Here is an 11,895-nt window from a genome sequence, read left to right on the forward strand (position 1 = left end):
CGCGATCACTGCACTTTGCGCCCCGCCATATGCTTCAAATAAGCCAGCAACGCATCCAGCTCAGCCTCGTTCAGCACCTGCTCCGAGAACCCCGGCATTTTCGCCTGAGGCCAGTGCCGCAGGCTCTGCGGGTTGCGGATGTACTGGCGCAGGTAACCTGGCTGGAAGTATTCGGTGGGGTTGTGCGGCAGGTTGAGGTCCGGGCCGAACTGAGCATCGCCAGCCCCATTGAGGCGATGGCAGGCCAGGCAGTTTTGCTGGAACAGGGCAAAACCCTGGCGCACCGGCTCGCCGGCTGCCGGGTCTGGCAGCAGCGCCGGGAAGCGCGTTTCAACTGGCGCCAGGCGCCTGATCGTGGCGATCTGGAACGGCCACTGTTCCGGGCGAATGCCACTGGCCTGGGGTTGGGTCCACACCAGGTAGAACGGCCCGGCCCCTGGTTTGCCGGGGGCCAGCGCCGGCCACGGGTGGGCGGGGTCGTCTACCGCCAGCCAGGCCTGCGCCGGGCCCTGCTGCAGCAACGGTCCGGCTGGCATTTCGGCGGCGAAACCGTCCAGTGCCACGGCCTGCAGGTGATCCTGCGGCCCTACACCCTCTAGCAGCACCGCAAGCGGCACTGCGCGGTAGTGCATGGTGCGCTTGTAGGCGACATCCTGCTCGATGGTGATATCGCGTGCCTGCGGGTGGGCGAGCAGTTGCTCGCTTTGCCAGGTGCGCTCCTGACTACCCAGTTGCAGGTTCAGCGGTGCCGCAGCCAGGGGCAGCGTGGCCAGCAGGCAGAGCAGGGCGAGGTACAGGCGCATAGGCAATCTCCAACCATCAAGGTCGGCAGATTACCTGTGCGTTGCCAGAAAACACCACTGCGGTTGTCAGCCAAAGAGCCGGGTAAGGTTCGGCAAGATCAGCAACAGTGTGGTGGCGAAGAGAATGAGCCCGGCTTGGCGAACTTTTGATTGTCTGAACATGGCGGACCGCCTTCATTGTTGTTATTCCTGAAAAACCCTAGGCTTCCTTGCTGGCGTCGGGTCGATCGCAGCGGCGTAGTGCAGTGCCGTGCCTGCATACCTCATGTTTACGGGTATACAACCAACAGTAGGGCGCCGGGCATTGCAGTTTCAGAACGCTTTGATCTAAATTTTCCAGCATCGATTGCCACCCGTTTTAAGGCCATTGGCCATGCCGCTGGCACGTGCTGCCTAGACGAGTGCGCGGGCAGGGTTACCAAGGGTTACAGGGCCTACCGTTCGTCTGGACATCCTACTTGCTTGTACGGGGCTTTCGCGTCAGTCTCTACAGAAAATTCCTACCTACGTCGTTCAGGACTACCTCTATGTTGTTACGCATCTGCATCCTTGAAACCGATGTCCTGCGGCCGGAACTGGTTGCGCAGTACCAGGGCTACGGAAGGATGTTCGAGCAGCTATTCTCGCGTCAGCCGGTTGCCGCCGAGTTTTGCGTGTTCAACGTGATGAACGGCAATTACCCGCCTGACGGCGAGCGCTTCGACGCCTACCTGGTGACCGGCAGCAAGGCTGACTCGTTCGGTAGCGACCCGTGGATCCAGACGCTCAAGGCGTACCTGCTCAAGCTGTACGAGCGTGGTGAAAAATTGCTTGGTGTGTGCTTTGGCCATCAGTTGCTGGCACTGACCCTCGGTGGCAAGGCCGAGCGCGCCGACAAGGGTTGGGGCGTGGGTGTCCACCGTTACAGCCTGGCAGCCCATGCGCCGTGGATGGACCCCGAGGTGACTGAGCTGACGCTGCTGATCAGCCACCAGGACCAGGTCACCGCACTGCCCGACGGCGCTACGGTGATCGCCTCCAGCGATTTTTGCCCGAACGCGGCCTACCACATTCGCGACCAGGTGCTGTGCTTCCAGGGGCACCCTGAGTTTGTCCACGATTATTCCCGGGCGCTGCTCGATGCGCGCCAGGAATATTTGGGCGATGAGGTGTACCAGAAGGCCGTGGCGAGCCTTGCCACCGAGCATCAGGGCGACCTCGTGGGCGAGTGGATGCTGCGCTTCATTCAGCAGCCGGCCAAGGCCCGCGATAGCGCGGCGTGAGGCTTGTGTTGCCTGTACCGGCCCCATCGCCGGCAAGCCGGCTCCTACAGGTACAGTGCACGCGGCCCATGTAGGAGCCGGCTTGCCGGCGATGGGGCCGGTACAAACAGCACAAGACCGTTGCCCCCACAGGCTGCTTGCCCGCGATACTCCCTACAGCCAGCCCGACTTCTTGAAGCTGGCAAACAGCCCCGCACAGCCCAGCCCGATTACCCCCAGCACGGCAAAGTACCCGTAGTGCCAGCCCAGCTCCGGCATGTTCTGGAAGTTCATCCCGTAGATGCCGGCAATTGCCGTGGGGAACGCCAGGATTGCCGCCCAGGCTGCGAACTTGCGCTGGGTGATGCTCTGGCGTGACGACTCCAGCAGCATGCCGATCTCGATGGTCTGGCTGGCGATATCGCGGATGCCGGCCAGGTCTTCCATCTGCCGCGTCACGTGGATCTGCACGTCACGAAAGTACGGCCGCATGTTCTTGTCGATGAACGGGAAGCTCAGGCGCTGCAGCTCCTCGCTCACTTCCACCATGGGGGCGACGTAGCGGCGCAGGCGCAGGATGTCGCGGCGCAGGCTGTGCAGGCGCTGGATGTCTTCTTCTTTCAGCGAGTTGCTCAGCACGCTCTGCTCCAGCTCTTCGATCTCACCGTGGATCGCCTCGCTGACCGGCTGGTAGTTTTCGGTGACGAAGTCGAGCAGGGCATACAGCACGAAGTCTTCGCCGTGCTCCAGCAGCAGCGGGCGCGCTTCGCAGCGCTGGCGCACCAGGGCGTAGGATTTGGAGTGGCCGTTGCGGCAGGTGATGATGTAGCCGTTGCCGGCGAAAATATGGGTTTCGATGAATTCCAGCCGGCCTTCGTGGCGCACCGGTGAGTAGGTGACGATGAACAGCGCGTCGCCAAAGGTTTCCAGCTTTGGCCGGCTGTGTTTTTCCAGGGCATCTTCGATGGCCAGTTCATGCAGGCCGAACTGGCACTGCAGGTTGGCCAGCTCTTCGGCGTTGGGTTCTTCCAGGCCGATCCAGACGAAGTGCCCGGGCTTGCGTGCCCACTCGGCGCCTTCGTCGATACTGATGTTGGTAACCTTGCGACCGGCGCTGTACACCGCCGCTGCGACGACTCGACCCATGGTTGTCCGCTTATCCGGTTGAACACGACACACAGCTTGGGCCGTGGGGCGGGTTGGGGCAACCTTGTGCAGCGAAGATTTGTGCCGGCTACTCGCGTGGTCGGCACCAGGGTCTTGAAGGGCTGGGTCACTTCCCGCTCAGTTCACCTTCCATATGGTCGATGCAATGCTGCATCTGCGCCCGGCACTGCTCGATCAGCGCTGGCAGGTCCTGCGTGGTCAACCCGGCGGTGGCGATGGGCGCCAGCGAGCGCACGATCACCGTGCGCTGGCGCCAGCTGTTGAGCCCCAGGCGCTGTGAATAGCGGCTGACGCACACCGGCACGATCGGCACGCCGGCCTCGATTGCCATGTGAAACGCGCCTTTCTTGAAGGGCAGCAGCTGTTCGCCCGGGTTTCGCGTACCTTCGGGGAAGATCCAGATCGAGGTGTCGTCGCGCAGGGTGCGGGTGGTGGCCTGCATGGCCCGGCGCGCCTGGTAGGCGTTGGCGCGGTCCACCAGCACGTTGCCGCCCAGCCAGAACAGCTGGCCGAACAGCGGGATCCAGCCGAGGCTTTTCTTGCCGATGGCGACGGTGCGGCGGGGCACGACCTGGCCGAGGATGAACAGGTCGAAGTTGGATTGGTGGTTGGCGATGATCACGCAGCCGGGTGGCTGGTCCCTCAGCGGAGCGACTTCGGCCTTGACCCGGATGCCCATGAGCCAGGCAGCGGGGACGCTGTACAGGCGGGCGAACAGGCGGCTGTTGTCGGGGTTGAACGGGCGCAGCAGGCCGATCACCAGGCCCGCCAGGCCCACCAACAGAAAGTGCAGGGCCAGCAGGAGCATGCGGAGCAGATAGAGCATGGTATGACTCGCAGCAGACAGTCGCGGCGCAGTGTACGACTGTGCACTGTGGGGGGCAAATTTCGCCTGGGCGGCGAGGGGCTATGTGCAGGGGCTGGAATCTCGGTGGTGTATGCCGTTGGTTGGTTGGTTGGTTGGTTGGTTGGTTGGTTGGTTGGTTTTGATAGTTTTATGCGCATTCATTATTTGTAGTGACGCTTATTCACCTTTCCGCCCTTACGGCGGCTCACTTTTTGAAGCATCAAAAAGTAAGCAAAAAATGCTCGCTCCATTCATCCGGCCCCTGCGCTTCGCTCCGGGGTTCCCTCACTCCGGGCTTGCTCCGGGGGTACGCGCCGACGGGCCGTCCCTGGCCCGATCGGCGCTCGACCGGCATCCATGCCGGTCGCCCCCCTGCGCAATCCCTGCGTTCGGCCTCCTGAAGTCGCGAAGTTAGGGGCGGCGCCTGTGCTGGCGCAGCTAACCGCTAGTTGCCACCGTGGGAACTCAGGATTGAATCGCGGGGCAAGCCCGCTCCCACGCCGGCCGCATATTTACTGTGGGAGCGGGCTTGCCCCGCGATGACGTCAGAACAAACAACACATCAACAACAAAACCAACATCCCAGCTCTTGATCTGGCTCTTGATCTGGCTCTTGATCTTGCTTCTAAGCGCGCAACAGCCCAGACAACACAAATCGCGACTTCAGGAGGCCGAGCGTAGGGATTGCGTAGGAGGGCGACCGGCATGGATGCCGGTCGAGCGCCGATCGGGCCAGGGACGGCCCGTCGGCGCGTACCTCCGGAGCAAGCCCGGAGCGAGGGAACCCGGAGCGAAGCGTAGGGCCGGATGATGGGAGCCAGCGTTTTTTGGTTACTTTTTGTCGCGTTTGACAAAAAGTGACCCGCCGTAAGGGCGGAAAGGTGACGAAAAGCCGCTATCGTCAATGAATGCGCATACATCTCCAAAAGCAATAACCATAAGCCCCGAACCCGAACCCGAACCCGAACCCGAACCCGAACCCGAACCCCTCAACTCACCCCATATGCCCCTGATCCAGCAAAATCGCCTCATCCAAAGCCTCCAGCAACCCCTTGCGCACTTTCAGCTTGGTATTCTTGTGCGCCAACATGTTCAACTTCTTCAGCTCCCGGGCAACCTGATGCGCCTCATCGAGCAACCGCTCAGCCGGCACCACCTTGTCGAGAAACCCCGCATCCAGCGCATCCCGAGGCTCGAACATCTCGGCATTGATCACCGACCGGTGGAAGGCCGAGCGACGCAGGCGATCGCGGGCCAGTTCGATGCCCGCATGGTGCATGGTCATGCCGATCTGCACTTCATTCAGGCCGATCTTGTACGGCCCCTCGACACCAATGCGGTAGTCAGCCGACAGCAACAGGAACGCACCCTTGGCCACGGCATGGCCAGGGCAGGCGACGATCACCGGGAACGGGTGCGACAACAGGCGACGGGCGAGGGTGGAACCCGCAGTCACCAGGCCTACCGCCTCCTTGGGGCCGGCAGTCATCACCTTGAGGTCGTAACCGCCAGACAGAATGCCCGGCTGGCCGGTGATGACCACCACCGCGCGCTCTTCCACGGCACGGTCCAGGGCAGCGTTGAATGCCTGGATGACATCCGGCGAAATGGCGTTGACCTTGCCGTTGTTGAGGGTCAGGGTGGCGACGCCGTCTTCGGCGTGGTAGGTAATCAGCTCGCTCATGGCAGAGTCCTTTAGGTGGCGTGGCGATGACGTTACCCAGCACCGCCAGCCAGGTAAAGCAGCAAGGCTGACTGGCCAGTCAGCCTTGGCCCGTGATCCCGCAGCACAGCAGGGCAAGCCATTCAGGTGCGGTAAAAGCGCTGGCGACAATGGCAGCATTGCCCTGATGCCCACGGCTTTTCGGCGGATGGGCTTAAGCGCATGAAAATTCTGAAAAAAATGCTTGCCAAAGAAAAGACCTTCGACTAAATTAGCGCGCCTCGACAGGCTGAACAGCTTGAAGAGAAACGGTGAAGTGTCCGAGTGGTCGAAGGAGCACGCCTGGAAAGTGTGTATACGAGAAATCGTATCAAGGGTTCAAATCCCTTCTTCACCGCCACATTCTGCGAAAAGCCCCCGAATCGAAAGGTTCGGGGGCTTTTTGTTTTCAGGGCTGCGTCCAGAGCCGCAGCACCTTGACCACCTGATCATCCTGCAGCACCTGATAGACAGGGCGGTGCTGAATGTTGAAGCGTCGGGAGCAAGCGCCGCTCAAATCTCCCACCAGCTTCTCGAAAGGTGGCGGGTTCTGAAAGGGGTTTACCTGTGTGGGGACTGGCATTTTTGCCAGTTGGAAGCCTGACCGCCAAGCGCTAGCGTGGTCACCAAACAGAGCAGCACCGGCGGGAGGTGGCCAATGTCAAGCATTGCATCATGGCTTGCGGATTGTCACGACGGGTTGGTTTACGGTGAACCGGCGCAGAGCTTCACCACCCTCTGCGAAGGGCTGACCGAGTATCGGCTGGGCATGTCCGATGAGCAGTGGCGCGCGGATATCCTGCCCGCCTGTCGCAGCCACCCCCTGGACCAGTTGCTGCTCGAAGACCCTTATACCCGCCGCGCCAGGGAGCGCCCGCGGGGTTATGCAGGCGACGCGGTGATGATGGATTACATCTACTTCCGCACGCCGCCAGACACCTGCAGCGAGCTCGGCAGGCAGGTATTTGCCAGCTTGACCGGTTCACCCAATGGCGCAAGCGTGCGTTGGCGACGGGAGCACCTCGCTGACCTGATCGACAGCCAGGCGTGGCGCTGTGATGCACTTTCAGTGTTGGCAGTAGCGTGCGGCCATTGCCGGGAGTGCCTGCTGCTGCCCAGCGAAACCTTGCAAGCCATCGAGACGTTCATAGCCCTGGATCAAGACCCCGACAGCCTTGAAATTGTGCGCAAGACCCTGCCCGCGCAGATCGTGCCACGCAGGATGGCCGCACAATCGCTGGTTCGCGAGACAAGCCTGCGCGGCTTCGACCTTGTCTACTCGGCAGGTCTTTACGACTACCTCGCCGAGCCTGCCGCAGCGGCGCTGACCCACCTGCTGGTCGAGCGTACCGCGCCCGGCGGCACCGTGCTGATCGCCAACTTCACACCGGACAACTGGGGGCGTGGCTACATGGAGGCCTTCATGGATTGGCATCTGGTGCTACGCACCCGGGACGACATGCGCAGGCTGGTGCCCGCAACAGGGGTCACCAGCAGTTGCGTGTATTTCGACCCTTATCGCAATGTGGTTTACCTGAAGATGATCAAGGCCTAGAAACTCACCGAAGCCGACAACCTGGCCGTACGCGGCGCCGCCGGGAACAGGTAGTTGTCCCCCAGGTAATCCCCCACATCGCGCCAGTAGCGCTTGTCGAAGACGTTATCCACGCCCAGGCGCAGCACCGTGTCGTAGCCACCGATTTGCGTGCGGTAGCGGCTGCCGATATCGAACACCGTGTAGCCACCCACTTCGACGTTGCCGGCCTGGCTCGCATACTTGCTGGCGCTGTAGCGCGCGCCGCCGAGCAGGGCAAGGCCAGGGACGGGCAGGGCGTAGTCGGCCTGCAGCGCCGCGCGCAGGCGCGGCACGTTGATCGCCTGGTGGCCCTCGTAAGGGTCGGTACCGCTGTTCTGCACCCGTGCGCGGATCACTGCAGCGCTGGCGTGAATCTGCAGGTTCGAGGTGACCTGGCCGCTGGCGCCCAGCTCCAAACCGGTGTTCTTCTGTTGACCCTGCTGCACGTAGGTGAAGCCGCTGTCATCGGGCCGGGCGTATTGGTAGGCCTGGCGTATCTGGAACAGCGCGGCACTGAAGCTCATGCCCTGCCAGTCGCGCTTGATGCCCACTTCCAGCTGGCGCGACAGGGTCGGGGCGAGGATTTCACTGGCGTTGCTGGCGTACCACGGGGCGGTGCCGCCGGCCGACAGGCCCTTGGAGTAGCTGGCATACAGCGTGGTGTCCGGCTGCGGCTTGTAGATCAGCGCGACATTGGGCAGCAACTGGTACTGCCGGGTGTGGCGGCCGGCAACGCCGTTCTCATCCCAGGTCTTTTCGTCCAGGCGCACTTCGCGGGCGCCGATCACGGTCTGCCAGTGTTCGTTGAAAGTGATGCGGTCGCTGAAGAACAGGCCGTACTGGCGGCTGTCCAGGCGGCGCTCGCTGTCGCCGACCGGGGCGCTGGACGGTTGTACGGCGGGCGCGTCCTCGCCGATGTTGCCGCTGCCCACCAGCATGTTGTAGTAGGGGCGCTGGTCGAGGGTGCGGCGCTGGGCGCTGGCGCCCAGGGTCAGTTCATGCCCGACACCCAGTGCCTGGAAGCTGCCGTCGAGCGTGGCCTGGGCCTCGTCGGTGCGGCGGGTGTCGTCGGGGCTGCGGAAATCGTAGATGTCGTAATCACCCGAGGGGCTGAAGTGCGCGGCATTGCCGCCGTCGCTGCCCCAGGCGAAGGCGCTGTAGTCGTCGATCACCACCTCGCTGCGCGAGGCGCTGAGGGTGCTGTTCCAGTTGTCGTTCAGGCGGTACTTGAAGCGCCCGCCCAGGTTCAGCGAGTCGTTTTGCACAGGCTTGGCCCACTGCTGCCAGGCCAGGTGGTCCTTCGGGTTCACACCGTGGGGCAGCGAAGTGCCGCCCAGCAACTGGTAGCCCGGCACCGAATACTGCTCGCGGTGCTGGTACTCGGCATCCAGCTCCAGCACGGCATCGGGGTTGATCTGCCAGTCGAAGGCCACCGAGGCGAAGTCGCGCTTGCCGTCGGCGTGGTCGACGTAGGAGCGGATGTCCTCGTGGGCCAGGTTTACCCGCACACCGAACTGGCGTTCAGCGCCGAACCAGACGCCCAGGTCGGTGGCCAGATAGCGCTCGCCCTGCTCGTTGCTCGACATACTGATGCTGCGTACATCCTCGGTGCGCTTGGTCACGTAGTTGACCAGCCCGCCAGGCTCGGACACGCCGCTCTGCAAGCCCGACAGGCCCTTGAGCAGTTCCACCTGCTGCTTGTTCTCCAGCGCCACGTTCTGCTCGCCGGCGATGGTCTGGCCGTTGATCTTGTAGCTGCTGGCGGCATTCAGCTCGAAGCCGCGCACGTTGAAGTTCTCGTAGTAGCCCACCGGCGCATAGCTTTCACCGACCGAGGCATCGCTTTGCAGCACTTCGCTGAGCTTGCGTACCTGGCGGTCGTCCAGCAGTTGGCGGCTGAACACGCTGACCGCCGCCGGGGTATCCAACACGGGTGCTGCGTGCAGGCTGCCGACCTGGGCCTCGCGCACCTGGTAGCCCTCGCTTGCGTAGCTGTCGGTAACCCGCACCGGGGCCAGGGTTACGCTGTCATCGGCCAGGCCCTGGCCACTGTGCAGGGCCAGGCCCAGGCTGAGCAGGCCAAGGGGCAGGCGGGGGCGAAGCGGGGTCATGCAAGGCTCCTTGAATAGGCGCGCGTCAGCGGTGGGGTGTTGGCTGTCGGGCAGGCGCGGGCCGCCGGCGTTGCGCCGGGCAGGCGGGCAAAAAGGGTGCCATGTTAGCAGGCGCGCAAGCACGCGTGCCCGCTTAAAAGCGGGCACTTATGGGGAGTAACGTTCAAGCCCGGTGGAAATTCAGGCGGCGACCGGGCGCTGATGCCGGCGCCAGCTGTCGTCGATCTTCGACCAGGTCTTGCCGTCGGTGATGGCCATCAGCTTGCGCCCATCCTTGAAGGTGGCGAGGAAGGTTACTTCATCCTCCTTGCCGCCCAGCAACAACCCGGCCAGCAGCCCCACCGGGCCTGCCACCAGTGCACCGGCCATACCCCAGCCGATGGCGCTGCCCAGGCTGCGGGTGGACTCGAGGTTGGCAAGCTTCAAGTCGGTGATGCGGGTTAGTGAAATGCGCTCGCCAGGCGAGGGGCTGCGCGGGGTCTTGAGTGTGAGCGCTCCATTGCGATACTCGCCTTCACCTTGCAAGAAATCGCCGGATTGCACCGTGAGTCTTGTCATCGTGTCGTCCTGTCGGGAAAGGGCTTCTTGACCAGCGCCTACTGAGCGCTCCGGCCGTTATCAAGTCAACGACCAGGCGACGGAGGGTCATGTGGCCAGTTGTCGCGGTAACTATCGTTGCGCTTAGGCAAGGGTTCGAATGAACATTAAAGGGTCGCGTTTTCATAATTAAACTTCGAACTACTGAACATAAAACCCGGCAGTCATGAACAGGACTCATGGTTTTACAAGTGCTTTGCGATGCAAGGGGATTTTTCCCAAAGCGTTGCGGTTTTCGAAACTGAACAAATAAGCAAAAAACTGCTGGACAGAAAGTTTCTGGTTGTGTCAGTTTTTTTGCGCCTCATAAGGGCGAGTGACAGGATGAACTCGCCAAGTGGGAGACTCCTGTCGGACATCAACTGCTTTTTGTACACAAGGAAGTTAACTGCATGTCAAAAGCCACACTCAAGGCCGTTGCGCCAGCCGCAGCCGCGCTGCAACCCCACGGGCCAAGTAGCACTGCCGGGCTGGTGGAGCGTTTTGCCCACCAGTACGACCGTGGCGGCGCCGATATCAACGGCAAGCCCTCGTTCACCGTCGACCAGGCGGCGGACTTTCTGCTGCGCGATGGCGCCGCCTGGAAAGACTTGAACAAGGACGGCACCATCAGCCTCACTTACAGCTTCCTCACCCGCGCACCGTCGGACTTCTACAGCCGCGACCTGGGCAGTTTCAGCCAGTTCAGCAGCCTGCAGAAAGACCAGGCCAAGCTCGCCATGCAGTCCTGGGCGGATGTGGCCAAGGTCACCTTCACCGAGTCGGCCAGCGGTGGTGATGGCCACATGACCTTCGGCAACTACAGCGCCAACGACGGCGGCGCAGCGTTCGCCTACCTGCCGTTCGATCAACCCGGCTCGCACAAGGGCGAGTCCTGGTACCTGATCAACAGCGGCTACCAGGTCAACACCACCCCCGGCACCGGCAACTACGGGCGCCAGACCCTCACCCACGAGATCGGCCACGTGCTGGGTCTTTCGCACCCCGGCGACTACAACGCCGGCGAAGGCAACCCCAGCTACCGTGACGCCTCCTACGCCCAGGATTCGCGCGGCTACAGCGTCATGAGCTACTGGAGCGAGAGCAACACCGGGCAGAACTTCATCAAGGGCGGCGGGCAGTACTACGCCTCGGCGCCGCTGATGGACGACATTGCTGCCATCCAGAAACTCTACGGCGCCAACTACGCGACCCGTTCCGGCGACACCACCTACGGCTTCAACTCCACCGCCGAGCGCGACTACTTCTCGGCCACCTCGGCCTCGTCGAAAGTGGTGTTCGCGGTGTGGGACGGTGGTGGCAACGACACCCTGGACTTCTCAGGTTTTACCCAGAACCAGAAGATCAACCTCAACGAGGCGTCGTTCTCGGACGTGGGCGGCATGCTCGGCAACGTGTCCATCGCCAAGGGCGTCACCGTGGAGAACGCCATCGGCGGTTCGGGCAACGACCTGTTGATCGGCAACCAGGTGGCCAACCTGCTCAAGGGCGGTGCCGGCAACGACATCCTCTACGGCGGTGGCGGTGCCGACACCCTGTGGGGCGGCAGCGGTGCCGACACCTTCGTGTTCGGCGCGGTCAGCGACTCGACCCGGGCCGCGCCGGACCGGATCATGGACTTCACCTCGGGTGTGGACAAGATCGACCTGTCGGGCATTGCCGCGTTCGCCGTGGACCAGCTGCCGCTGACCTTCGTCAACGCCTTCACCGGGCACGCCGGCGAGGCGGTGCTGAGCTACGACCAGGCGACCAACCTGGGCAGCCTGGCCATCGATTTCACCGGCAACAGCCTCGGTGATTTCCTGGTGACCACCGTTGGCCAGGCCGCAGTCACCGACATCGTGGTCTGAT

9 protein-coding genes, 1 tRNA gene and 1 pseudogene are annotated in these 11,895 nt (G+C 62.7%); 4 read left to right on the plus strand and 7 right to left on the minus strand.

Going from position 1 to position 11,895, the window contains the following annotated elements:
* Positions 1-5: 5 nt before the first annotated feature.
* On the minus strand, positions 6-803 hold the full coding sequence (locus KSS94_RS07355) for a cytochrome c (RefSeq protein ID WP_217842362.1): 798 nt from the start codon (positions 801-803) through the stop codon (positions 6-8).
* A 527-nt stretch (positions 804-1,330) separates the two neighbouring features.
* On the opposite strand from KSS94_RS07355, the gene KSS94_RS07360 reads away from it, so the two are divergent.
* Positions 1,331-2,065 carry an amidotransferase gene (locus KSS94_RS07360; RefSeq protein WP_217842363.1) on the plus strand — a complete coding sequence of 245 codons (735 nt, stop codon included), beginning with the start codon at positions 1,331-1,333 and terminating at the stop codon, positions 2,063-2,065.
* A 153-nt stretch (positions 2,066-2,218) separates the two neighbouring features.
* Here KSS94_RS07360 and KSS94_RS07365 read toward each other — a convergent pair whose 3' ends face one another.
* From KSS94_RS07365 to KSS94_RS07375, 3 genes are all read right to left on the minus strand, one after another.
* The gene (locus KSS94_RS07365; RefSeq protein ID WP_217842364.1) at positions 2,219-3,190 is read right to left on the minus strand and encodes a magnesium and cobalt transport protein CorA; all 972 of its coding nucleotides are present in this window, start codon (positions 3,188-3,190) and stop codon (positions 2,219-2,221) included.
* Positions 3,191-3,317: 127 nt separating this feature from the next.
* Entirely contained in the window at positions 3,318-4,037 is a 720-nt protein-coding gene (locus KSS94_RS07370) for a lysophospholipid acyltransferase family protein (RefSeq protein WP_217842365.1), read from the minus strand.
* Positions 4,038-5,052: 1,015 nt separating this feature from the next.
* Entirely contained in the window at positions 5,053-5,742 is a 690-nt protein-coding gene (locus KSS94_RS07375) for a crotonase/enoyl-CoA hydratase family protein (RefSeq protein WP_217842366.1), read from the minus strand.
* Positions 5,743-6,031: 289 nt separating this feature from the next.
* Here KSS94_RS07375 and KSS94_RS07380 point away from each other — a divergent pair.
* Positions 6,032-6,121: transfer RNA gene (locus KSS94_RS07380), tRNA-Ser, on the plus strand.
* A gap of 48 nt (positions 6,122-6,169) precedes the next feature.
* On the opposite strand, the pseudogene KSS94_RS07385 reads toward KSS94_RS07380, so the two are convergent.
* Positions 6,170-6,322, minus strand: a pseudogene (locus tag KSS94_RS07385) (Txe/YoeB family addiction module toxin); the annotation flags it as partial.
* A 57-nt stretch (positions 6,323-6,379) separates the two neighbouring features.
* Here KSS94_RS07385 and KSS94_RS07390 point away from each other — a divergent pair.
* Positions 6,380-7,315, plus strand: coding sequence for a class I SAM-dependent methyltransferase (locus tag KSS94_RS07390; protein WP_217842368.1), 936 nt, complete (start codon positions 6,380-6,382; stop codon positions 7,313-7,315).
* Here KSS94_RS07390 and KSS94_RS07395 read toward each other — a convergent pair.
* Both KSS94_RS07395 and KSS94_RS07400 read right to left on the minus strand, forming a co-directional pair.
* Positions 7,312-9,447 carry a TonB-dependent siderophore receptor gene (locus tag KSS94_RS07395; RefSeq protein WP_217842369.1) on the minus strand — a complete coding sequence of 712 codons (2,136 nt, stop codon included), beginning with the start codon at positions 9,445-9,447 and terminating at the stop codon, positions 7,312-7,314. The genes KSS94_RS07390 and KSS94_RS07395 overlap by 4 nt on opposite strands.
* 180 nt (positions 9,448-9,627) lie before the next feature.
* Positions 9,628-10,005, minus strand: a complete 378-nt coding sequence (locus KSS94_RS07400; protein WP_217842370.1) for a hypothetical protein — start codon at positions 10,003-10,005, stop codon at positions 9,628-9,630.
* 431 nt (positions 10,006-10,436) lie between these two features.
* On the opposite strand from KSS94_RS07400, the gene KSS94_RS07405 reads away from it, so the two are divergent.
* The gene (locus KSS94_RS07405; protein ID WP_217842371.1) at positions 10,437-11,894 is read left to right on the plus strand and encodes a serralysin family metalloprotease; all 1,458 of its coding nucleotides are present in this window, start codon (positions 10,437-10,439) and stop codon (positions 11,892-11,894) included.
* Position 11,895: the final 1 nt, after the last annotated feature.

The organism is Pseudomonas fakonensis (genome assembly GCF_019139895.1).
Taxonomy (GTDB): domain Bacteria; phylum Pseudomonadota; class Gammaproteobacteria; order Pseudomonadales; family Pseudomonadaceae; genus Aquipseudomonas; species Aquipseudomonas fakonensis.

What these genes read in the sequence shown, in the direction of transcription:
- KSS94_RS07395 (WP_217842369.1), bottom strand. Translation starts at nt 9,447, where the DNA reads ATGACCCCGCTTCGCCCCCGCCTGCCCCTTGGCCTGCTCAGCCTGGGC.
- KSS94_RS07375 (WP_217842366.1), bottom strand. Translation starts at nt 5,742, where the DNA reads ATGAGCGAGCTGATTACCTACCACGCCGAAGACGGCGTCGCCACCCTG.
- KSS94_RS07360 (WP_217842363.1), top strand. Translation starts at nt 1,331, where the DNA reads ATGTTGTTACGCATCTGCATCCTTGAAACCGATGTCCTGCGGCCGGAA.
- KSS94_RS07355 (WP_217842362.1), bottom strand. Translation starts at nt 803, where the DNA reads ATGCGCCTGTACCTCGCCCTGCTCTGCCTGCTGGCCACGCTGCCCCTG.
- KSS94_RS07365 (WP_217842364.1), bottom strand. Translation starts at nt 3,190, where the DNA reads ATGGGTCGAGTCGTCGCAGCGGCGGTGTACAGCGCCGGTCGCAAGGTT.
- KSS94_RS07370 (WP_217842365.1), bottom strand. Translation starts at nt 4,037, where the DNA reads ATGCTCTATCTGCTCCGCATGCTCCTGCTGGCCCTGCACTTTCTGTTG.
- KSS94_RS07400 (WP_217842370.1), bottom strand. Translation starts at nt 10,005, where the DNA reads ATGACAAGACTCACGGTGCAATCCGGCGATTTCTTGCAAGGTGAAGGC.
- KSS94_RS07405 (WP_217842371.1), top strand. Translation starts at nt 10,437, where the DNA reads ATGTCAAAAGCCACACTCAAGGCCGTTGCGCCAGCCGCAGCCGCGCTG.